This is a genomic window from Flavobacterium sp. LM5 (genome assembly GCF_002017945.1).
Taxonomy (GTDB): Bacteria; Bacteroidota; Bacteroidia; order Flavobacteriales; family Flavobacteriaceae; genus Flavobacterium; species Flavobacterium succinicans.
Map to the genome: position 1 here is coordinate 1 of NZ_MUFX01000003.1, position 23,284 is coordinate 23,284.

A 23,284-nucleotide genomic window follows, 5' to 3' on the forward strand; every position below is an offset into this window, starting at 1 on the left:
GTACTAAGACCTTATTGTCTTAATTCTTGATACTATCATCTTGATACTATCTTGTGGAGAATAACGGAGTCGAACCGTTTGACCTCCTGCGTGCAAGGCAGGCGCTCTAGCCAGCTGAGCTAATCCCCATTTTTTGTAAAATTCCAAATTTTTAAATTCCAAATTCCAAAAAAAAAGGATTTCAACCTCTAGAATTTCCTAATTAAGTGTAAATAGTAGTCCCGGGCAGACTCGAACTGCCGACCCCTACATTATCAGTGTAGTACTCTAACCAGCTGAGCTACGAGACTCTGTTTTTTACTTAATTCTTTATTCAATTTCTTTAAATTAACAGCAAGAGTAATATAATCGGTGTCATAGCACCTTTAAAATCTTCTTCTTTTTCCTTAGCGTGCTTTACGCTAACACTAAGGCTCTAGAAAGGAGGTGTTCCAGCCGCACCTTCCGGTACGGCTACCTTGTTACGACTTAGCCCTAGTTACCAGTTTTACCCTAGGCAGCTCCTTGCGGTCACCGACTTCAGGCACCCCCAGCTTCCATGGCTTGACGGGCGGTGTGTACAAGGCCCGGGAACGTATTCACCGGATCATGGCTGATATCCGATTACTAGCGATTCCAGCTTCACGGAGTCGAGTTGCAGACTCCGATCCGAACTGTGACCGGCTTTGTAGATTCGCTCCTGGTCACCCAGTGGCTGCTCTCTGTACCGGCCATTGTAGCACGTGTGTAGCCCAAGGCGTAAGGGCCGTGATGATTTGACGTCATCCCCACCTTCCTCACAGTTTGCACTGGCAGTCTCGTTAGAGTTCCCGACATGACTCGCTGGCAACTAACAACAGGGGTTGCGCTCGTTATAGGACTTAACCTGACACCTCACGGCACGAGCTGACGACAACCATGCAGCACCTTGTAAATTGTCTTGCGAAAAGTCTGTTTCCAAACCGGTCAATCTACATTTAAGCCTTGGTAAGGTTCCTCGCGTATCATCGAATTAAACCACATGCTCCACCGCTTGTGCGGGCCCCCGTCAATTCCTTTGAGTTTCATTCTTGCGAACGTACTCCCCAGGTGGGATACTTATCACTTTCGCTTAGCCACTGAACTTGCGCCCAACAGCTAGTATCCATCGTTTACGGCGTGGACTACCAGGGTATCTAATCCTGTTCGCTACCCACGCTTTCGTCCATCAGCGTCAATCCATTAGTAGTAACCTGCCTTCGCAATTGGTATTCCATGTAATCTCTAAGCATTTCACCGCTACACTACATATTCTAGTTACTTCCTAATAATTCAAGTCTAGCAGTATCAATGGCCATTCCACCGTTGAGCGATGGGCTTTCACCACTGACTTACTAAACCGCCTACGGACCCTTTAAACCCAATGATTCCGGATAACGCTTGGATCCTCCGTATTACCGCGGCTGCTGGCACGGAGTTAGCCGATCCTTATTCTTACAGTACCGTCAAGCTCCCTCACGAGGGAGTGTTTCTTCCTGTACAAAAGCAGTTTACAATCCATAGGACCGTCATCCTGCACGCGGCATGGCTGGATCAGGCTTGCGCCCATTGTCCAATATTCCTCACTGCTGCCTCCCGTAGGAGTCTGGTCCGTGTCTCAGTACCAGTGTGGGGGATCTCCCTCTCAGGACCCCTACCCATCGTTGCCTTGGTAAGCCGTTACCTTACCAACTAGCTAATGGGACGCATGCTCATCTTTTGCCGTTGTGACTTTAATGTGAAAATGATGCCATTCTCACATACTATGAGGTATTAATCCAAATTTCTCTGGGCTATCCCTCTGCAAAAGGTAGATTGCATACGCGTTACGCACCCGTGCGCCGGTCTCTAGTTCCGAAGAACTATACCCCTCGACTTGCATGTGTTAAGCCTGCCGCTAGCGTTCATCCTGAGCCAGGATCAAACTCTTCATCGTATATTGTGCGCTTAATAAATTAAGCTATTTTTATGCGAATCCAATTCTATCGGTGTTTATTCTAATCTCTCGATTATCTTACTCTTTTTTTCTTTGTCTTATCTTTCAATAAGACGGCTGTCAATTCAATATGTCTAGGAACGTATTCTTCTTGTTTTCTGCGCTTTTCGTTGTCGCGATTAGCGGGTGCAAAAGTAGAAATTCTTTTTTTAACTGGCAAGAAAAAAATGAAGTTTTTTTTGAGATTTTTATCTCGTTTAAATCATTCTCTCTTATCAATCTCTCAAGGAACTTCCCGTGTTTTGCGGGGTGCAAAGGTAAATAACTCTTTTATTTCTCACAAGCTTTTTTTGATTTTTATTTTTGAAAATCTCTTTTCTTTTGTATCAATCGCTTGCCAGTTTTTAAAAGAACGTTGCCGTTGTTGCGGGTGCAAAAGTAGACCCTTTTTTCGTTTAAACAAGGCCTTTTTAAAACTTTTTTTGATTTATTTTTTAATAATTCAATAAAGCTCTGATAATCATTATTTAACCAAAACTTTACGAATTGAAAAAACTTCATTATTCAACAACTAATCCTAAATCACTAGTAAAATACACTTTTCATACTCTATCTATACTTTATCCATACAGTATATATAGTGTATAAACAGCTTTTACAGTATAAAATATAGAGTTTGAGGCTAGAGGACAAAACCACTCTCTTTATATTTATTTTATCTCCATACATATAAAGCATTAGTCCATATACAGGATTAGCGCTTAGATACGACTTTACGCGTTAGGGATAGTAGTGAAAAGCCCACAGACTAGTGTAGTGAGAACGAAACTAGTCGAGGACTTGTAGCGGATAGCCCGGCTCCTTATATATAGTAGCACATAAATTCTGGCTTAAAACCAAACTTCTCTATATATAAGGAGAACGCCATAACAATTGTATACACCACGATTGCACTAAATGTATAGCCTGAGGATTTGTGCAGTAGAAAGGATGATGTATGAACTACATTGTAAGTCTAATGGAAATTAGTTACGCAACATCGCTTTCACCTCGGCCAAATCTCCATCTATTGTTTCTGTTTTCAGTCCTAGGATTTCGGCAATTAAGGGATAAACACTAACGTTACGAAACGATTTTGCTTTTTTTCCTATTTTAAAGTTGGGGCCTTTGGCATAAAAAATTGCTTGCATATCTTGTATATCGTTATCATAGCCATGTGTACCACCGCTAACTTTTTGATCGGGTTTATAAACCAAACTAAATCCTTCCTCGGCCTCTATCACAAAGTCGAGTGCTCTTGGATTGGCGCCAAAATGCAGTCGCTTAGGTACTTTTGCCGAAGGATACCATTTAATGTTAGGCACTTTTTTTAAAGCATTGGCAATAGCCTCAGTATATTCTGGTTTTGCTTCAAGACTCATAATGGGATTGATTACGGCAGCATATCCGTACCATTCTGGTTGAAGGTAATCGAGAATGGCTACTTTTTTGTCATTGCTAATTGATGCCATTCCGTGGTCTGAGAGCACAATGAGATTGATTTCTTTACCGATAGGAAGCGCATCAAGCCGCTGCATCAATTGTCCAATTACTGCATCCACTTCAGTAACTGTTTTTTTATTTTCGGCTGATAAAGGACCAAAATCATGCCCAGTTTTGTCGGGTTGATCAAAATACAAGGTGATTAAGTGTGGTCTTTCGGATTCTGATAGACTAAGCCAATCGATAACGGTATTAATACGACTTTCGTAACTTACTGTATCATCATATATTTTAAAGATACTCGGACTCTTTACTCCTGTATCCGAACCGGGCCAGTAGTAACAAGCGGTTTTTACTCCCTGCTGTTCCGCTAGGTTCCAAATCGGATTTCCTCCATAAAAATGCGCTTCTCTTTTGACTGCCGTTTTTAAGGTAAATACTTTTTGTATCTCCTTATCATAAAAATTATTGTTTACTATTCCATGATGATCCGGGTATAACCCTGTGACAATGGAGTAATGATTAGGAAATGTTTTGGTAGGATAACTGGGCTGCATGGACTTGGCTTTTACACCATTTTGGGCCAAACGATCCAAATTTGGAGTATCAAATATATCGGGATAGTCCCATCTGAATCCGTCTAATGACACTAAAACGACATAGGGCTTGGCAACCTTCTGACTAAACCCGTTGCAAAAAGAAAGCAAAAAAATGGATATTACTAGTATTCTCATGTTTAAAATTTGTCCACAAAGATACAACAAGACAGCAAAACAAAGCGATCCAAACCAAAATCAACCACAGTTAATAGCTGCGGTTGATGCTCGTACTTGAGATAGGCATGTGTTTTGATAGTATTACACTTATTAATAACTACTTAAACTTTTATTCCCATGTTAAAAAAGACCCTTTTAATAGAAAACAAATCTTCTATTTCAGCCAAAAATTTACAGCTCATTGTTAAATCAGAAACTAGAGAAGGAACGGTGCCCATTGAGGAAATCGGTTTTTTGGTTTTGGATCATCCTGAAATTTATATTAGTATTCCTGCAATGAATATATTAATTCAGAACCATACTAACATTAAATTTTAAAGCAATAACATTATAAACAAAAAGTCCTCAACTAGAGCAACCATACAATAAAAATGATGCATTACAAATCCTTTTACTCCATTTATTCAAGTAGAAAATATAAATACCTTTAGTCCTGCTTCGGTGGGACTTTTTTTATTGACAAACTCCAACTTGTCACTCCATATTAAATTCTTACTTTTACTTTTCTAAAAAAAACACCTCTATGTCTGAATTATTTTCTTTTTTACTGGTTTTTATCGTTGCACTTGGCCTTGGATTTTTCATAGGAAAACTGTTGTTTTCAGCTCGTTTTGAGTCACAAAAAATAAGCTTGGAAGAGAAAATCAATACTGCACAACATTTGCTACAACAACAAAAAGAACAAGCTACAATCGATAAAACTACTTTTGAAAAACAATTACAAAGTAGCCTTCAAGAAAAAGAAGCCATTCGAAATGAAAAAGATAGTTTAGCCATTCAACTTTCTAAAAAAGAAGTGGATTTTGATAATTTACTTGAGCGTCATAAAGAACAAAAAAATGAAGTGGAACAACTTCAAGAAAAATTCACCAAAGAATTCGAAAATTTAGCCAACAAAATTCTAGACGAAAAATCGAATAAATTCACCGAACAGAATAAGGAAAACATGAAGAATATCTTGAGTCCGCTTCAAGATAAGATTCAGTTATTCGAGAAAAAAGTAGAAGATACCCATAAAGAAAGTATTGATTATCACGCGGCGTTACGTCAGCAAATTGTGGGTTTGCAACAAATGAATCTTCAAATGAGTAAAGAAACCTTAAACCTTACCAAAGCATTAAAAGGAGATAGTAAAATGCAAGGAAATTGGGGTGAACTCATATTGGAAAGGGTTTTGGAAAAATCGGGGTTGGAAAAAAACCGCGAATATTTTGTACAACAATCGCATACTACTTCTGAAGGAAGCAGAGTATTTCCCGATGTTGTTATCAATCTACCCGACGGCAAAAAAATGATTGTGGACTCTAAAGTGTCTTTGACCGCCTACGAAAAATACATTAATGAAGAAGACGATAATTTAAAGGCTGGATATCTAAAAGAACATATTCTCTCTATAAAGCGCCACGTAGAGCAATTAGGTGAGAAAAATTATCAGGATTTGTATCAGATGGAAAGTCCTGATTTTGTTTTGCTATTCATTCCGATAGAGCCGGCATTTGCCATTGCACTAAATGAAGATACAGGCTTATACAATAAAGCCTTTGAGAAGAATATTGTGATCGTTACTCCATCGACTTTATTAGCCACATTACGCACCATTGACAGCATGTGGACCAACCAAAAACAACAAGAAAATGCGGTAGAAATTGCGCGCCAAGCGGGTGCTCTGTATGATAAATTTGAAGGATTTGTTGGCGATTTGATCAAAATAGGAAAGAAAATTGATGAAAGTAAAGTTGAATATGGAGCCGCGATGAATAAGCTAGTGGAGGGCAAAGGCAACCTAATTGTAAGTGTAGAAAAATTAAAAAAAATGGGCGCCAAAGCCAAAAAAGCTTTGCCTGAAAATGTTCTAAAAAGAGCTGAAAATGACACAAACAACCTTATAAACTAAAACAAATGAAAAAAATTGCTGCTTTATTACTACTCGCTGGAGTGCTAATCGTTTCTATTTATATGGCCTTTATTTATTACATTCCTGTTAGCGATGGCGTGCGTTCTGGAGAATTAATCCGTTTGAGTCATAAAGGTGTGGTCATCAAAACTTGGGAAGGCGAATTGAGCCAAGGCATTTCGGGAGCACAAATTTTTCGCTTTTCAGTTTTAGACAAAGACAAAGCAGTTATCGATAGTTTAAAAGTGTTACAAGGTCATTATGTTCGCTTAACCTATGAAGAAAAAAAGCGCACTTTTATGTGGTGGGGCGAAACTCGTTTTTTTATAACCTCAGTACAAAAAGAAGTCTCTCCATTTAATAATCGATAATTCATGACCTCTATATTCAAATCTGTTTCAGCTTCTCATATTACCATTTCTGAACTAATGCTCCCCTCGCACACCAATTTTAGCGGTAAAATCCATGGAGGATATATCTTATCGTTGCTAGACCAAATTGCTTTTGCAAGTGCTTCTAAATTTTCCGGACACTATTGTGTTACTGCTTCTGTTGATACAGTCAATTTTCTACAACCTATTGAAGTGGGCGAATTGGTCACTATGAAAGCCTCAGTGAACTATGTAGGTAGAAGTTCAATGATTGTAGGCATTAGAGTCGAATCCGAGAACATACAAACAGGCCTTGTCAAACATTGTAATTCGTCTTACTTTACGATGGTTGCCAAAAATGAATTAGGAAAAAGCGTCAGCGTACCCGGTTTAATTTTAAGAACCGAAAATGACGTACGCCGTTTTAGCAATTGTTTGAAGCAAATTGAACTCAAAAAAATCCATGAAGAACACGAAGAAGTGTTTGATTTTTATTCCCCAGAAAATCTAAAAAACATAACCAAATACAATATTAAGTTAGAATTATAACTTCATTAACAGACAAAGCGGTTAAAAAAAATTAATTTGCTCAACATACATATAAAGTGTAACTTTAAGTGAACCTATTGTTCATCACATGACAAAAAACACTTTGATTTTTCTCTGTATGTTCAGCCTGCTGGCGCAAGCTCAAAATGAATGGTCAACTACCAAAGGATCGATTCATTTTGAAGCCTCTGTACCTTTTTTTGAAGAAATCAAAGCAACAAATAACGAAGTATCTTGTTCGGTGATTTTAACCACAAATGAAATTAATTGTACCGTTTACATACAACAATTTCGGTTTAAACTCCCATTGATGCAACAACACTTCAATGAAAATTATTTAGAAAGTGACCGCTACCCCAAAGCCTCTTTTATTGGGAGAATAGAAAAATTAAATTATGAATCCCTTACAGAAAAACCCAACGAATATACCATTAAGGGCATCATTAAAATACATGGAAAATCGAAGCCTGTGTTTTGCAAAGCTTGGATCGACAAATCCAACAATGGCCTATCGCTTTCTACCACTTTTATTTTAAACACGGAAGATTTTAACATAAAAATACCCGTAATTATTACCTCAAAAATATCAAAACAAGTTAGCACCACCCTCAAGGTAACGCTAACAGAATAAAAAACAACACAATGAATCGAATACAAAGTTTTTTAGATCTACACACTGGCGAAGAAGACAAACAAAAAGTACTTGAAAACGTAAAAGCCAACATCTCTTTTAGGGGATCTACTGTTTGGATTTTGGCTTGTGCCATAGTCGTAGCGTCAGTAGGTTTAAATGTAAATTCAACTGCAGTGATTATTGGTGCGATGTTGATCTCGCCGTTAATGGGACCGATTGTTGGCGCAGGTTTTAGTTTAGGTATATTTGACTTTGAATTACTAAAGAAAGCCGCCAAAAATCTCTTGATTGCGACTCTTGTAAGTTTGTTAGTATCGACTATTTATTTCATGCTAACGCCTTTTAAAGAAGCCCAAAGTGAGCTTTTAGCACGTACAGCGCCCAATATTTACGATATTCTTATAGCCTTTTTTGGAGGATTAGTTGGCGTTATAGCCATTACGCGAGTTGAAAAAGGAAATCCGATTCCTGGTGTTGCAATTGCCACAGCTTTAATGCCGCCATTGTGCACTGCTGGTTACGGACTAGCTATCGGGAATTGGAAATATTTTCTTGGGGCACTTTTTTTGTACACCATCAACTGTGTTTTTATCTGTATTTCAACCTTTGTAATTGTAAAATATCTTAAATATCCTGAAGTCAAAATTGTTGATCAACGCTACCGTAAGAAAATAAAATACACCATTTCGACCATAATCTTATTACTGATTTTGCCAAGTGTGTATTTTGCTTACTTATTAGCTCAAGAAAAAAAATACCATCAAAGGATTGAATTGTATTTAAATCAAGAATTTATAGAGAACGGCTTCACTATTGTCTATCAAAAAATAAATTACAAAGCCAATCCCAAAAGCATCGAGTTGGCCTTTCTAAATAAAAAAGTAAGTAGTCAGGAGGAAAAAAAACTGAATGCTTCTCTAAAAAAATACAAAATAGAAAACACTAAACTTATCATCAAACAAGATACGACCGACATAAAGAAGTTAATTTCCGAGAATTATATCAACGAGAATTCGAAGGAAACCAAAAAAGATTTAATCATTGTGAATTTAAAGAATAAACTAAAAAGCAACTCATTTGACAATAAAGGATTAAGAGGAGAAATTAGCATTTTATTTCCAGATATAACCAACCTTTCTATTGCCAATCATACGTACAACGAAAACACGGATAGTACACTTATCAAAACCGTAGCGGTATATAACAGCAGAAAGCCTTTGACTACCAATGATGAAAAAAAACTAAAAGAATGGCTAAAGAAAAGAGTTCAAAAAAACAATGTAATTCTACTCCGAGAAAATTAATGGATTAGACTTACTTCTATACTAAACAGCAATTTTTTCATCTCGCTATTTGGGCGTTACTACAAGGGTCGGGCTTTTTCGTTACAATCTTTTTGAGACCGAAAAAGCCTAAAAAAGGATTTTCACTGCAAACGAAGTTCACTGAACTCCTATGAAAATAGCATGAGTGAAGTAATGCCTAACGCAAAAAATGCTAATAAAAAGACAATTGGTCTATTTCAATACACGATTAACTTGTGCAAAGTTTCGTTGGTAATAATTTTCTTTTGTTGAAGAAATAATCACACCGTTAGATGTAGAAGAGTGAATAAATTTAATTTCGTTACCTTCGACTTCTACTACCATTCCCACATGGTTAATACGACCACTACCACGAGTTTTAAAGAAAATCAGATCCCCTTTTTGAGCTTCTTGGGGTGCTATTTTTAAACCAACATTGGCTTGTTCGAAAGAAGATCTAGGCAATTTAATATCAAAGGCATCAAAGGTTGTATACATCAATCCTGAACAATCAAAACCTGCTCTTGAAGTACCACCAGATCGGTAACGAATGCCTAAATTATCAGAAGCTTTTTCTATTAAATGATCCGCAACTGCAAAATCTCCAAAAAATTTAGTAGCACTTTCTTCATTAGAAGATACTACCTCGTTTTTAGCACTTCCGATCGCAATTGCATCTGTAGTTGAAGACTTACCCTCATTTATTTTTAAAACCAAACCAACTCTAAGCGTGTTTTTAATCGAAGGATTTAAACGTTCTAATTCGGCAACAGTGATATTGTACTTCTTTGCAATTCCAAATTTTGTTTCTTTTGGCATAACTTGATGCACTGAGGCTTCAACTGATTTAGTTATAGCTACTTCGTTTTCTGTAGCTTTATCTTCAACTTTTACAACAGCTTGATCTTGTCCCGCCAAAGTAACAGCTCCTTGAGTAGTAGCAGAAGACGGCTCACCGACAGGTACTGTAGTCACTTGTTTATCTTGTAAAGGGACATTCAACATTTGTCCAATGGCCAAGTTTTTATTAATTAGATTGGGATTTAATTGCTCCAATTCTGCAACTGAAATATTATATTTTTTAGATACTCCATACTTGGTTTCCGTTGCCAATACTGTATGAGGTTGAACGGCTTTGTGTTCGGCAACAATAGCACTTACATTTTGAGTTTCCTTACTACTTGCAGCATTTTCACTTATGAGACTAACACTATCTCTATCCACAACCGCCACTTCAGGACTTAGCACAAAATTTGCAGGAACAATGAGTTTAATTTTCTTTCCTACTTTTAAACCCACTAGATCAATCGATGGATTACTTTTTTTAATATCATCAACTGAGAGACTATGTTTTTTGGCAATCCCATACAAAGTTTCTTTGGGTAAAACTTCATACTCAATTGTTTTGGAACGTTTCATTTTGGCCGCTAATTCTTTTTGAGCCAACTCTTTTTTATAGTTTTTATTTGGAATTTTCAAAACCGATTTCAATTTTAAAACTCCTGAAGCTTTTGGATTCAATTCAAAAATAACCTTTTGACTTACATGGTATTTTTCGGCTATTGTTGAAATGGTTTCACCTTGTGAAATTTGATGTTGAATGTATTTTTCTTGCGAAAAAAGAGTAGAGGTAGCAGTACTAAAAAACAATAAAATTAAGCCAAAATATTTCATGAATTTTTCTTTAAAAATTGGGGGCGATTTTTATCAAAAACGGAGTTAATCTAAATTTCACACAAAAAAAGCATGATTTTATACGCAAAAAACAAACTTTTCTCAACAATTACAAATATACTTATTTAACTAAATAATAGTGTTAAAAACACAATAAATTAGAGCTGCATTTAACAAAGAAAAATAAAAAAGCCTGAGTTTAAAACTCAGGCTTTACAGTTAAAATACAGCAATTAATTAAATCAACTGCTTATTTGAGGGTGTGAATTTAGTCAAATTGATTCCTTTAACAGCCGCTATGTATTCTTCAATAGTTGGTGTTCTACCCAACACGGTTGAAAGCACTACTACAGGCGTAGAAGACAATAAAGATTCTCCTTTTTTACCATCAGTATCCTCCACCACTCTTCCTTGAAACAGACGCGTTGAAGTAGCCATCACCGTATCACCTTTTTCAGCTTTTTCTTGGTTACCCATACAAAGATTACAACCTGGTCGCTCTAAATACAACATATTCTCGTATTTAGTTCGTGCTGCACCTTTAGGTGCGTTATCATCAAACTCAAACCCAGAATATCTTTTTAAAACTTCCCAATCACCTTCGGCTTTTAATTCATCTACTATATTGTACGTTGGCGGAGCTACTACAAGTGGTGATTTGAATTCAACTTTACCTTGTTGCGCTTCAACATTCTTAAGCATTTGAGCCAAAATCTTCATATCTCCTTTATGTACCATACAGGAACCAATGAATCCAAGATCTACTTTTTTAGTGCCACCGTAAAAAGATAATGGTCTGATCGTATCATGAGTGTATCGCTTAGAAACATCCACATTATTTACATCTGGATCTGCAATCATTGGTTCAACAATTTGATCCAAATCAATTTCTACTTCTGCATAATACTTAGCTGTTGCATCTGGTCTCAAGGCAGGTTTATCTCCTGATGTAATCTCAGCAATTCTAACATTCGCTTTGTCAATTAAGCCTTGAAGCACATGATTATAATTATCCATCCCTTTATCAATCATGATTTGGATTCTGCTTTTAGCAATCTCCAACGATTCGATTAAAGTTGCGTCCTCAGAAATACAAATAGCCGCTTTTGCTTTCATTTCAGCAGACCAGTCCGTAAAAGTAAAGGCTTGATCAGCTGTAAGCGTACCCAAATGAACCTCGATTACACGACCTTGAAATACATTTTCGCCACCAAATTTCTTAAGCATTTGTGCTTGTGTAGCATGGACCACATCTCGAAAATCCATGTATTCTTTCATCGTTCCTTTAAAAGTCACTTTTACTGAATCCGGAATTGGCATAGACGCCTCACCTGTAGCCAAGGCTAACGCAACAGTACCAGAATCTGCTCCAAATGCAACGCCTTTAGACATTCTAGTATGCGAGTCGCCACCAATAATGATAGCCCAATCATCTATAGTAATATCGTTCAATACTTTATGGATAACATCCGTCATAGCATGATATACACCTTTAGGATCACGCCCCGTGATTAATCCAAAGTCATTCATAAATTTCATCAATTTTGGGATATTAGCCTGCGCTTTTTTATCCCAAACCGAAGCTGTATGACATCCCGATTGATACGCACCGTCTACTATTGGCGATATTACAGTTGCTGCCATAGACTCTAATTCCTGAGCTGTCATCAATCCTGTCGTATCTTGTGAACCTACAATATTCACAGTAACTCTTACATCAGAGCCTGCATGTAATACTTTTTTAGAAATAGTACCTACAGCGTTTTTGTTAAATATTTTCTCTACTGCTGTAAGACCCTGTCCGTCAATAGTTATTTCTTTGGACGGAGCATACACTAATGGAATATCGATTCCTAAAAGATTAGCGGCAAATGTTTGTAGTTTTTTTCCAAACACAATAGCATACGATCCTCCAGCTTTAATAAATTCCATTTTTTGAGGAGTAAAAGCTTTTGAAATATCAATAAGCTCTTGGTCTCCTTTATATAATTTCTTTTTCTTAGTATTAATGGTAAGTACCGTTCCTGTGGCTACAGAATATACTTCTTCTAAAATAGGGTCACCGCTTTCGTTCAACACAGGTTTTCCATCTGCATCTAATTTTTTAACCCAGTTTTTCAAATCAATCCCAATTCCTCCAGTAACATCTACTGTAGTTAGAAAAATAGGTGAAATTCCATTGGTTCCTCCAACAATAGGCGCAAAGTTTACAAAGGGTACATAAGGACTAGATTGCTTACCCGTCCAAAGTGCCACGTTGTTTACCCCTGACATTCTTGAAGACCCTACACCCATGGTACCTTTTTCAGCAATTAGCATCACTGATGCATCAGGATGTTGTGCTTGTAAGGCTTTGATTTCTTCTTGGGCCTGAGGTGTTATCATGCATTTTCCATGCAACTCACGATCCGATCTAGAGTGTGCTTGATTCCCTGGAGAAAGTAAATCTGTAGAAATATCTCCTTCGCCAGCAATAAAAGTAACCACTTTTATCTCTTCCTCTACTTCTGGTAATTGAGTAAAAAACTCGGCCTGTGCGTAACTTTTAATAATATCAATTACAATCTCATTTCCATTCTCATAGCCTTCTTTAAGTCTCGCCATATCTGCATCGTAAAGATACACTTGTGTTTTTAAAACTTTAGCTGCTTCGATGGCTATAGCTTTATCTTCCCCTAAAACTAAGTCAAGTAAAACTTTAATAGAAGGACCACCTTTCATGTGCGATAACAATTCAAAAGCAAAAGAAGGTTGTATTTCTTCAACTACTACTTCTCCAAGAATAATTTCTTTTAAAAACTTCGCCTTAACATGAGCCGCACTAGTAGTTCCTGGTATGGTATTATAAATAAAAAACTGCAGCGAATCTTTACGATCTACATGATTTACATCTTTAATTTGTGCAATAATCTCAGACAACAATTCTGCACCATCAATAGGTTTAGGATGTAGCCCTTGTAGTTTTCGTTCTTCGATTTCTTTAATGTAATCGCTATAAGTGTTCATAATGGAAAGGTTTATAAAGTTAATGGCTAATTGTACTTATTTTTCGATTACCAAAAGCCATAAATAAGGTTTTAAATTGCATGAGCAAAGCTAGGAATTAAAGCGGAAACTTAAAAAAAATTTAATAGAAGTCTTATTTTTGAAAATTATTATTACCAAAACAACTCAAACATTATCTTTTATTAATAAAAATTTATTTTTTTATTAAAATATTATGTATTCAGTATTTAAAGAAGGTATTTTTAAGAATTTCAAAATACAGCACAGCTAAAAAAAAGGCTCTTAGCTATCATTTTAACTAAGAACCTTTCTAAATAACAAAACTACAACGTTATAAAAGCTTTGCTATGATCATTTCTTCAGAAATTCCTTCTGCATCGGCTTTATAATTTTTGATGATTCTATGGCGCAAAATTCCAACTGCAACAGCCTTCACATCTTCAATATCTGGAGAAAACTTTCCATGAAATGCTGCATTGGCTTTGGCCGCAATAATTAAGTTTTGTGACGCTCTAGGGCCTGCTCCCCAATCTAGGTAATTCTTTACAAACTCATTCGACAACGGATTATTTGGACGCGTTTTACTAACCAACGTTACCGCATACTCAATAACATTATCCGCAACAGGAATACGACGAATTAGATGTTGGTATTCAATAATTTCTTCAGCACTAAACAAAGGATTAATCGTTAATTTAACATCAGAAGTAGTGTTTTTTACCACTTGCACTTCTTCCAAAAAAGAAGGATAATCTAACTTGATCGCAAACATAAAACGATCCAACTGTGCTTCTGGCAAAGGATAAGTACCTTCTTGCTCAATTGGGTTTTGAGTAGCTAATACAAAATAAGGCAAATCTAATTTATAGTTATGCCCTGCAATAGTCACCGCACGTTCCTGCATGGCTTCCAACAAAGCTGCTTGCGTTTTTGGAGGCGTTCTATTAATTTCATCTGCCAAAATGATATTCGAAAAAACAGGTCCTTTAATAAATTTAAACTGTCGATTTTCATCTAAAATTTCACTCCCTAAAATATCAGAAGGCATTAAATCAGGCGTAAATTGAATTCGCTTGAAATCTAAACCTAGTGCTTGCGCCAGTGTATTTACCATTAATGTTTTGGCCAAACCCGGCACCCCAACAAGCAATGCATGACCACCTGAGAATATAGAAAGTACGATTTGATCAATCACATCGTCTTGACCTACAATTATTTTAGCAATTTCAGTTTTGAGTTGGTTTCGCTTTTGAACTAAAGCATGAATCGCATCGACATCCGACATATAAATGGATTTAAATTAAAAAAGAGTTAGTACTATGAAATCATAAAACTAACTCTTTTTATTTATTTTATAAAAATTATTTTTTCAACCAGTTATTGGTAAAAGCACAATCTCTGTACTCACCGTTGATCTTAATATAGGTTTCTTTAATTTTTTCATCAAACCATTTCCCTACTGCTTTGATCTGTTTTTCTTTCAAAGCTAAATCTTTGATTTTGATGTAGTCTTTGGAGTAGTCGGCGGTATGTTCGTCGATTCTATTGGTAACTGTAATAATTTTGAAAGTTTTTTTACCTTGCTCTTCTTCCATAAAGGGTTGAGAAATCTCTTGATCTTTAAGATTTGACACTCTACTGTATAGACTTGGATCCATTTTGGTTAATTCGAAACGAGTATCTTGGGTTTTTGGATTAATCAAAGCACCACCATTAGCTCTAGTTTCTTTTTCATCAGACGTTGTTCTTGCAGCTTCTGCAAAAGTAATTTCTTTATCGATGATACGTTTTCTAATCAATTCAATTTTTTCTTTAGCTTCTCTAATAGAAGTCTCAGTAACTGTAGGCGTAAGCAAGATGTGTCGCAATTCTAATTCTTGTCCTTTTATTTTTTCAACCATAATAATATGGAATCCAAAATCAGTTTCAAATGGCTCAGAAATTTCACCCTCAGCAAGCTTGAAAGCAACTTCTTTAAATTCTTTAACAAAAGGTGTTTTTCTATTCATTTTGTAAAAACCTCCTGTAGCTCTTGAACCGGGATCTTGAGTATACAAAACGGCTTTGGTAGAGAAACTAGCACCTGCCTCCACTTCTTTTTTAAACCCTTTCAAGCGATCGATGACTTTTTGTTTGTCCTCTTGAGTCACTACTGGTGCGACTACAATTTGAGCTACTTCCATCTCCGCTCCGAAAAAAGGTAAATCTGCTTTAGGAATAGCTTTAAAGTAATTACGAACTTCTTCCGGTGTAATCTCCACACCATCAACAATTTTTTTACCCATTTCTGAGCTTAATTTTTGTTCCTTTAGTACATCAAAAAAAGTCGATCTTAAATCTTCTTCAGTTCCTTTTTTGTACATGGCAATCACTTTATCCATGGATCCTAGACTTTCTACCATATAATTCAAACGCTCTTCCATCATTCCTTTGATCTCAGCGTCAGAAACTACAATACTGTCTTGAATGGCTTGATGCGCGTACAATTTATCTTCCAATAATTTACCCAGCATCTGGCATCTAGTAATCCCGCTTACCGATCCTCCTCCGGCTGTTATCTCTAAAAATGATTTGTCTATATCAGAATCTAAAACAATATAATCACCAACCGTTGCAATAACTCCGTCCACTTTTTGACGCTTAGATCGGACTTCTTCAACCTTATCAATTGCTTTATCTTTTATTATTTCCTGTGCCACTGCAGCAGAAGAAAACAGAATAACTAAACAGAAAGGAAGTGCAAAATTGTATTTTAAAAACTTCATCGAAAAAAGGTTAAATTTATGGGTGTTATATTTTTTTTTGAATTACTAAAGTCTGTAGCATAAAGCAAAACAGCACAACCTTAACTAAATAAGTAAACTCTTAAAAGGCTATACTCTTTTGTTAAATGACAAGTAAATTGCAAACAAAAATAACAATTCAAAGAGATAATACAACTATCCCACCTACTATTAACATAAAATTATTACGTTAATTGATATAGTAATCACTACACCTGCTAATTTGACAATAGAAATAGCCTTACATTTTTTTAAATCGCATATTTAAATAGTATTTTTGCAAACTATTTAGAGTATATATGAGTTTTTTAAAAGAAATACATCGCAGAAGAACATTTGGCATCATTTCACATCCTGATGCTGGAAAAACGACACTAACCGAAAAATTATTGCTTTTTGGAGGGGCCATTCAAGAGGCTGGTGCCGTTAAAAACAATAAAATCAAAAAAGGGGCTACGAGTGACTTTATGGAAATTGAGCGCCAAAGAGGAATCTCTGTTTCTACTTCGGTATTGGCCTTTAATTATAAAGAAAAAAAAATCAATATCTTGGACACGCCAGGTCACAAGGATTTTGCCGAAGACACCTTCCGCACCTTGACGGCTGTTGATAGTGTAATTGTAGTAATTGACGTTGCAAAAGGAGTCGAAGAACAAACCGAGAAATTGGTCGCTGTTTGTAGAATGAGAAACATTCCGATGATTGTTTTCATTAACAAATTAGACCGTGAAGGTAAAGATGCCTTTGATTTGATGGATGAAGTAGAACAAAAATTAGGCCTCACGGTAACACCATTAAGTTTCCCTATCGGTATGGGGTATGATTTTCAAGGTATCTACAACTTATGGGAACAAAACATTAATCTTTTTAGTGGAGATAGCCGCAAAAATATTGAAGAAACCATCGCTTTCTCAGACGTACAAAGTCCTGAGTTAGAAAAAATAATTGGTCAAAAACCAGCAGACAAACTTCGCGAAGAATTAGAATTGATTGACGAGGTATATCCAAAATTTGACCGTCAGGATTATTTAGATGGAAAATTACAACCTGTCTTTTTTGGTTCAGCTTTGAACAACTTCGGTGTTAGGGAATTATTAGACTGCTTTGTTGCCATCGCTCCATCACCAAGAGCAAAAGAATCTGAAACCCGTTTGGTAGACCCGAAAGAAGAAAAGATGGCTGGCTTTGTGTTTAAAATTCATGCTAACATGGATCCTAAACACCGAGATCGCTTGGCGTTTATAAAAATTGTTTCTGGAACTTTTGAAAGAAACAAACCTTACTATCATGTTCGTCAAAAGAAAAATCTAAAATTTTCTAGCCCGAATGCCTTTTTTGCTGAGAAAAAAGAAATCGTTGACATCTCCTATCCGGGTGATATTGTCGGTCTTCATGACACAGGTAATTTCAAAATTGGTGACACCTTAACCGAAGGAGAAATCATGAGTTTTAAAGGTATTCCAAGTTTCTCACCAGAACACTTTAGATACATCAACAACGCAGATCCATTAAAAGCAAAACAACTAGACAAAGGAGTGGACCAATTAATGGACGAAGGTGTCGCGCAATTATTCACCCTTGAAATGAACAATCGTAAAATCATTGGTACGGTTGGAGCGCTACAGTATGAAGTTATTCAATACCGTTTAGAGCATGAATATGGTGCAAAATGTACCTATGAGAACTTTCCGGTTCACAAAGCATGTTGGGTAAAGCCTGATGATGCTAAAAATGAGGAGTTCAAAGAATTTAAACGTATCAAACAAAAATTTTTGGCCAAAGACAAATACAATCAATTAGTATTTCTGGCCGATTCGGATTTCACCATACAAATGACACAAAGTAAATTTCCAAGCGTAAAATTATTTTTCACTTCAGAATTTGAATAATACAAGAAAGCCAACTATAAAAAGTTGGCTTTTGTTTTACTTATAATTCCAAACAAAAAAAGACTTCATAACGAAGTCTTTTTTGCATTTAAGCTTGTCCAGCTGGACCAAAATTTAAAGGAATTGGCGCTTGTTCAGTATCTTTGATTTCCCCATTAGCCACTTCAAAACGATGTACATTATCCGCCAATGCCTTTATTAATCTTTTGGCATGTTGAGGCGTTAGAACAATTCGTGACTTTACTTTAGCTTTAGGCAAACCTGGCATGATACTTACAAAATCCAAAACAAACTCAGAAGAAGAATGATTGATAATTGCTAAGTTAGAATATACTCCTTCAGCAATCGTTTCATCTAATTCAATATTAATTTGTTCTTGTTGATCTTTCATCTTATAGAAAATTTAATGATTAGTAAACAATGATTAGTAACGCAATAATAGCAAAAAGTGATTAGCCAAAAGACTAATCACTTTTTGCTATCTGCTAATTACTAAAAATTAGTATATGTACTCTTCTTTGTTAGCCATCATATCATTGTAGTCGTCTTTTGACCCCACAATGGTATTGTCATACTCTCTCATACCAGTACCTGCAGGAATTCTATGACCTACAATTACATTTTCTTTCAATCCTTCTAAGTAGTCAATTTTACCTGCAACTGCAGCTTCGTTTAACACTTTAGTTGTTTCTTGGAAAGAAGCAGCAGAGATAAATGATTTCGTTTGTAACGATGCTCTTGTAATACCTTGTAAAATTGGAGTAGCAGTTGCTGTTATAACATCACGAGCTACTACCAAGTTTTTATCGGTACGTTTCAATAAAGAGTTTTCATCACGCAACTCACGTGGAGTAACGATTTGACCTGGTTTCAATACTGCAGAATCACCTGCATCTTCCACCACTTTCATTCCGTAAAGATTATCATTTTGAACGATAAAATCTTTGGTATGAATCAATTGATCTTCTAAGAATAAAGTATCTCCTGGATCTTGAACTCTTACTTTACGCATCATTTGACGGATAACCACCTCAAAGTGTTTGTCATTGATTTTTACCCCTTGTAAACGGTACACCTCTTGAATTTCATTCACTAAGTATTGTTGTACCGCAGCTGGACCTTGAATTCTCAAAATGTCATCTGGAGTAATAGCACCATCAGACAATGGCACACCTGCTCTAACGAAGTCATTTTCTTGAACCAAAATCTGGCTTGATAATTTCACCAAGTATTTTCTAACATCACCAAATTTAGATTCGATGATAATTTCGCGGTTACCTCTTTTGATTTTTCCAAAAGAAACTACCCCGTCAATTTCAGAAACTACAGCTGGATTAGATGGATTACGAGCTTCTAACAACTCTGTAATTCTAGGTAATCCTCCCGTGATATCGCCTGATTTAGAAGAACGACGTGGAATTTTTACCAATACTTTACCTGCTTTAATTTTCTCCCCGTTATCTACCATTAAGTGAGCACCTACTGGTAAGTTGTAAGAACGGATCAATTCACCATCTTTACCGTAAACCAATAAAGTTGGGATTAATTTTTTGTTTCTTGACTCAGAAATTACTTTTTCTTGGAAACCAGTTTGCTCATCGATTTCAACCATGAACGATTGTCCTTGCTCTAAATCTTCGTATGCAATTTTACCAGTGAATTCAGAAACGATAACACCATTATATGGATCCCACTTACAAATTACTTCACCTTTAGCAACAGATTGACCATCGGCTACATAAATACTAGAACCGTAAGGTATATTGTGTGTACTTAATAAAATTCCGGTCTTTTCGTCTACTAATTTCAATTCAGTAGAACGAGAAACCACGATATCAACTGCATTACCTTCGTTATCTTCTCCTTTAACTGTTTTTAAATCTTCAATTTCAAGTTTACCTCCAAAACGAGCAATAATACTAGAATCTTCAGAAATACCTCCAGCAACCCCTCCAACGTGGAATGTACGCAATGTCAACTGTGTACCTGGCTCACCAATAGACTGTGCAGCAATAACACCAACAGCTTCACCTTTTTGGGTCATCTTACCGGTAGCTAAGTTTCTACCGTAACATTTTGCACAAATTCCTTTTAAAGCTTCACAAGTTAATGGCGAACGTACTTCTACTCTTTCTACTGGAGAAGCTTCGATCGCTTTCATGATTGCTTCGGTAATTTGTTGACCTGCACTAACCAAAACTTCGTTAGTTAATGGATTCACAACTTCTTGTAAAGCCACACGACCTAGAATTCTTTCTCCTAAAGATTCAACGATTTCCTCATTTTTCTTCAAAGCAGAAACTTCAACACCTCTTAAGGTACCACAATCTTCGATGTTTACAATTACGTCTTGAGAAACGTCATGTAATCTACGTGTTAAGTATCCAGCATCTGCCGTTTTCAACGCCGTATCCGCAAGACCTTTACGAGCACCGTGCGTAGAGATAAAGTACTCTAAGATCGAAAGACCTTCCTTAAAGTTAGAAAGAATCGGGTTTTCAATAATCTCTCCACCACCAGCAGTAGATTTTTTAGGCTTAGCCATCAAACCACGCATACCAGTTAACTGACGAATCTGTTCCTTAGAACCCCTCGCCCCAGAGTCAAGCATCATATACACCGAGTTGAAACCTTGTTGGTCTTCTCTAATATTTTTCATTGCTAATTCTGTCAATTGAGCATTGGCAGAAGTCCATACGTCAATAACTTGGTTGTAACGTTCGTTATTGGTAATAAGACCCATGTTGTAGTTAGCAGAAATACCTTCTACTTGCTCTCTTGCATCAGCAATTAATTTTGTTTTTTGTTCTGGAATTCTAATATCACCTAAAGAGAAAGATAGACCCCCTTTGAAAGCGAACTTATAACCCATGTTCTTCATATTATCCAAGAAGGCAGCTGTAGTAGGTACATCAGTCGAGCTTAATACGTGACCGATAATATCTCTTAAGTTTTTCTTAGTTAATACATCATTGATATATCCTGCAGCTTCAGGCACTACTTCATTAAATAATACACGTCCTGCAGTAGTTTGAATGATTTGGTAAACTAATTCACCATTTTCATTAAAATCTTTTGCTCTAATTTTAACTCTAGCATTCAACTCTAATCTACCTTCATTCAAAGCGATATTCACCTCTTCAGCAGAATAGAAAGTTAAGCCTTCACCTAAAATGGTTAATTCAGGAGTAGTTAAACGCTCTTTGGTCATATAATATAGACCCAAAACCATATCCTGAGATGGTACCGTAATTGGAGCACCATTGGCAGGGTTCAAAATATTATGTGACGCTAACATCAACAATTGCGCTTCCAAAATTGCTTCTGGTCCTAATGGCAAGTGAACTGCCATCTGATCCCCATCAAAATCCGCGTTAAACGCCGTACATACTAATGGGTGCAATTGGATCGCTTTTCCTTCAATTAATTTTGGCTGGAATGCTTGAATACCTAAACGGTGCAAAGTAGGAGCACGGTTAAGCAATACAGGATGTCCTTTGATTACATTCTCAAGAATATCCCAAACCACTGGCTCTTTTTTGTCAATAATTTTCTTAGCCGACTTAACTGTTTTTACAATACCTCTTTCGATTAATTTACGAATCACAAAAGGTTTAAACAATTCAGCTGCCATATCTTTTGGCAATCCGCATTCGAATAATTTTAACTCTGGTCCTACAACAATAACCGAACGAGCAGAATAATCCACACGTTTACCTAATAAGTTTTGACGGAAACGACCTTGTTTCCCTTTTAACGAGTCAGATAAAGATTTTAATGGACGATTCGATTCTGTTTTAACTGCAGAAGCTTTTCTAGTATTGTCAAATAATGAATCTACAGATTCTTGCAACATACGTTTTTCGTTTCTCAAGATTACTTCAGGAGCTTTAATCTCCATTAATCTTTTCAAACGATTGTTACGAATGATTACACGACGATACAAGTCATTTAAATCAGAAGTTGCAAAACGACCACCATCTAGCGGCACCAAAGGACGTAATTCAGGTGGAATAACTGGAACTACTTTCATAATCATCCATTCAGGACGGTTTTCACGGTTCAAGTTAGATTCTCTGAAAGACTCAACCACTTGTAATCTTTTTAACGCTTCCGTTTTACGTTGTTTAGATGTTTCGTTATTCGCACTATGACGCAAGCTGTATGACAACTCATCTAAATCAATACGCGCTAACAAATCCATAATACACTCTGCTCCCATTTTGGCAACAAATTTATTAGGATCAAAATCATCTAAATATTGGTTTTCCATTGGAAGGGTATCTAAAATATTCAAATACTCTTCTTCAGTTAAGAAATCAAGACGTTTCAACGATTCGCCTTCGGCATTTTTAGCAATACCTGCTTGAATTACTACGTATCTCTCGTAGTAAATAATCATGTCTAATTTTTTAGAAGGTAATCCTAAGATATAACCAATTTTATTTGGCAAAGAACGGAAATACCAGATATGCGCAATAGGCACTACCAAATTGATATGCCCTACTCTATCTCTTCTTACTTTCTTTTCCGTAACTTCTACACCACAACGGTCGCAGATAATTCCTTTGTAACGGATTCTTTTATATTTACCACAAGCACATTCAAAGTCCTTAACTGGACCAAAAATTCTTTCACAAAACAAACCGTCACGTTCTGGTTTGTGCGTTCTGTAGTTGATAGTTTCAGGCTTCAAAACTTCTCCTCTTGACTCTTTCAAAATAGACTCAGGAGAGGCCAATCCTATCGAAATTTTATTGAATCTTTTTACAGGATTCTTATCTTTATTGTTGTTTCTATTATTCATCATAGTTTTTACTATTGATTTATTTGCAATTAAAAATTGATTTTAGATTGATGAGTACAAGTATTTTAATTTAAAAAACTCGACTCATTAAGCTCTATTACCACGACTTACTTCTCAAAACTTCTCTCTGAAGTGCTAGTTATATGAACATTCATATAAAAAATCGGAACGGTTTACGGGTA

Annotated in this window: 14 protein-coding genes, 2 tRNA genes and 1 rRNA gene; 7 read left to right on the forward strand and 10 right to left on the reverse strand. The window is 36.2% G+C overall.

Annotation, left to right across the window (positions count from 1 at the left end):
• Positions 1-54: 54 nt before the first annotated feature.
• From BXU11_RS10710 to BXU11_RS10730, 4 genes are all read right to left on the reverse strand, one after another.
• A tRNA-Ala gene (locus tag BXU11_RS10710) sits at positions 55-128 on the reverse strand.
• An 88-nt stretch (positions 129-216) separates the two neighbouring features.
• Positions 217-290 (reverse strand) — tRNA-Ile (locus BXU11_RS10715).
• Between the two features lie 129 nt (positions 291-419).
• Positions 420-1,933: ribosomal RNA gene (locus BXU11_RS10720) — 16S ribosomal RNA — on the reverse strand.
• A 1,025-nt stretch (positions 1,934-2,958) separates the two neighbouring features.
• Positions 2,959-4,149, reverse strand: a complete 1,191-nt coding sequence (locus tag BXU11_RS10730) for an ectonucleotide pyrophosphatase/phosphodiesterase (RefSeq protein ID WP_078212541.1) — start codon at positions 4,147-4,149, stop codon at positions 2,959-2,961.
• Between the two features lie 159 nt (positions 4,150-4,308).
• Here BXU11_RS10730 and BXU11_RS10735 point away from each other — a divergent pair, with 159 nt between their 5' ends.
• From BXU11_RS10735 to BXU11_RS10760, 6 genes are all read left to right on the forward strand, one after another.
• A complete protein-coding gene (locus BXU11_RS10735) occupies positions 4,309-4,509 on the forward strand; it encodes a hypothetical protein (RefSeq protein WP_078212542.1) in 201 nt (66 codons plus the stop codon).
• A gap of 205 nt (positions 4,510-4,714) precedes the next feature.
• Entirely contained in the window at positions 4,715-6,085 is a 1,371-nt protein-coding gene (rmuC, locus tag BXU11_RS10740; protein WP_078212543.1) for a DNA recombination protein RmuC, read from the forward strand.
• A gap of 5 nt (positions 6,086-6,090) precedes the next feature.
• Positions 6,091-6,456, forward strand: coding sequence for a 6-phosphogluconate dehydrogenase (locus BXU11_RS10745; RefSeq protein ID WP_078212544.1), 366 nt, complete (start codon positions 6,091-6,093; stop codon positions 6,454-6,456).
• Positions 6,457-6,459: 3 nt separating this feature from the next.
• Complete coding sequence (locus BXU11_RS10750) at positions 6,460-7,005, forward strand: acyl-CoA thioesterase (protein WP_078212545.1); 546 nt, start codon at positions 6,460-6,462, stop codon at positions 7,003-7,005.
• A gap of 88 nt (positions 7,006-7,093) precedes the next feature.
• Positions 7,094-7,636 carry a YceI family protein gene (locus BXU11_RS10755; protein ID WP_078212546.1) on the forward strand — a complete coding sequence of 181 codons (543 nt, stop codon included), beginning with the start codon at positions 7,094-7,096 and terminating at the stop codon, positions 7,634-7,636.
• A gap of 11 nt (positions 7,637-7,647) precedes the next feature.
• A complete protein-coding gene (locus tag BXU11_RS10760) occupies positions 7,648-8,943 on the forward strand; it encodes a TIGR00341 family protein (protein ID WP_024982072.1) in 1,296 nt (431 codons plus the stop codon).
• Positions 8,944-9,156: 213 nt separating this feature from the next.
• On the opposite strand, the gene BXU11_RS10765 is transcribed toward BXU11_RS10760, so the two are convergent.
• The 4 genes from BXU11_RS10765 to BXU11_RS10780 all read right to left on the reverse strand — a co-directional run bounded on the left by BXU11_RS10765 (position 9,157) and on the right by BXU11_RS10780 (position 16,388).
• Positions 9,157-10,617 carry a peptidoglycan endopeptidase gene (locus tag BXU11_RS10765; RefSeq protein ID WP_078212547.1) on the reverse strand — a complete coding sequence of 487 codons (1,461 nt, stop codon included), beginning with the start codon at positions 10,615-10,617 and terminating at the stop codon, positions 9,157-9,159.
• Positions 10,618-10,854: 237 nt separating this feature from the next.
• Entirely contained in the window at positions 10,855-13,623 is a 2,769-nt protein-coding gene (locus BXU11_RS10770) for a bifunctional aconitate hydratase 2/2-methylisocitrate dehydratase (RefSeq protein WP_078212548.1), read from the reverse strand.
• Positions 13,624-13,954: 331 nt separating this feature from the next.
• Entirely contained in the window at positions 13,955-14,908 is a 954-nt protein-coding gene (locus tag BXU11_RS10775) for a MoxR family ATPase (RefSeq protein WP_024982069.1), read from the reverse strand.
• Positions 14,909-14,984: 76 nt separating this feature from the next.
• Positions 14,985-16,388, reverse strand: coding sequence for a peptidylprolyl isomerase (locus tag BXU11_RS10780; protein ID WP_078212549.1), 1,404 nt, complete (start codon positions 16,386-16,388; stop codon positions 14,985-14,987).
• 317 nt (positions 16,389-16,705) lie between these two features.
• On the opposite strand from BXU11_RS10780, the gene BXU11_RS10785 reads away from it, so the two are divergent.
• On the forward strand, positions 16,706-18,295 hold the full coding sequence (locus tag BXU11_RS10785; protein WP_078212550.1) for a peptide chain release factor 3: 1,590 nt from the start codon (positions 16,706-16,708) through the stop codon (positions 18,293-18,295).
• Positions 18,296-18,383: 88 nt separating this feature from the next.
• Here the strand turns inward: BXU11_RS10785 and BXU11_RS10790 are convergent, their stop codons facing one another.
• Together BXU11_RS10790 and rpoC are read right to left on the reverse strand one after the other, a co-directional pair.
• Positions 18,384-18,686, reverse strand: a complete 303-nt coding sequence (locus tag BXU11_RS10790; RefSeq protein WP_078212551.1) for a DUF3467 domain-containing protein — start codon at positions 18,684-18,686, stop codon at positions 18,384-18,386.
• A 108-nt stretch (positions 18,687-18,794) separates the two neighbouring features.
• Positions 18,795-23,105: a DNA-directed RNA polymerase subunit beta' gene (rpoC, locus tag BXU11_RS10795; protein ID WP_024982065.1), complete on the reverse strand. Its 4,311-nt coding sequence runs from the start codon at positions 23,103-23,105 to the stop codon at positions 18,795-18,797.
• Between the last annotated feature and the right edge of the window lie 179 nt (positions 23,106-23,284).

Excerpts from the sequence above, each read along its gene's own strand:
- BXU11_RS10775 (WP_024982069.1), bottom strand. The coding sequence starts at position 14,908 with ATGTCGGATGTCGATGCGATTCATGCTTTAGTTCAAAAGCGAAACCAA.
- rpoC (WP_024982065.1), bottom strand. The coding sequence starts at position 23,105 with ATGATGAATAATAGAAACAACAATAAAGATAAGAATCCTGTAAAAAGA.
- BXU11_RS10785 (WP_078212550.1), top strand. The coding sequence starts at position 16,706 with ATGAGTTTTTTAAAAGAAATACATCGCAGAAGAACATTTGGCATCATT.
- BXU11_RS10755 (WP_078212546.1), top strand. The coding sequence starts at position 7,094 with ATGACAAAAAACACTTTGATTTTTCTCTGTATGTTCAGCCTGCTGGCG.
- BXU11_RS10760 (WP_024982072.1), top strand. The coding sequence starts at position 7,648 with ATGAATCGAATACAAAGTTTTTTAGATCTACACACTGGCGAAGAAGAC.
- BXU11_RS10730 (WP_078212541.1), bottom strand. The coding sequence starts at position 4,149 with ATGAGAATACTAGTAATATCCATTTTTTTGCTTTCTTTTTGCAACGGG.
- BXU11_RS10770 (WP_078212548.1), bottom strand. The coding sequence starts at position 13,623 with ATGAACACTTATAGCGATTACATTAAAGAAATCGAAGAACGAAAACTA.
- rmuC (WP_078212543.1), top strand. The coding sequence starts at position 4,715 with ATGTCTGAATTATTTTCTTTTTTACTGGTTTTTATCGTTGCACTTGGC.
- BXU11_RS10745 (WP_078212544.1), top strand. The coding sequence starts at position 6,091 with ATGAAAAAAATTGCTGCTTTATTACTACTCGCTGGAGTGCTAATCGTT.
- BXU11_RS10735 (WP_078212542.1), top strand. The coding sequence starts at position 4,309 with ATGTTAAAAAAGACCCTTTTAATAGAAAACAAATCTTCTATTTCAGCC.
- BXU11_RS10780 (WP_078212549.1), bottom strand. The coding sequence starts at position 16,388 with ATGAAGTTTTTAAAATACAATTTTGCACTTCCTTTCTGTTTAGTTATT.
- BXU11_RS10750 (WP_078212545.1), top strand. The coding sequence starts at position 6,460 with ATGACCTCTATATTCAAATCTGTTTCAGCTTCTCATATTACCATTTCT.
- BXU11_RS10765 (WP_078212547.1), bottom strand. The coding sequence starts at position 10,617 with ATGAAATATTTTGGCTTAATTTTATTGTTTTTTAGTACTGCTACCTCT.
- BXU11_RS10790 (WP_078212551.1), bottom strand. The coding sequence starts at position 18,686 with ATGAAAGATCAACAAGAACAAATTAATATTGAATTAGATGAAACGATT.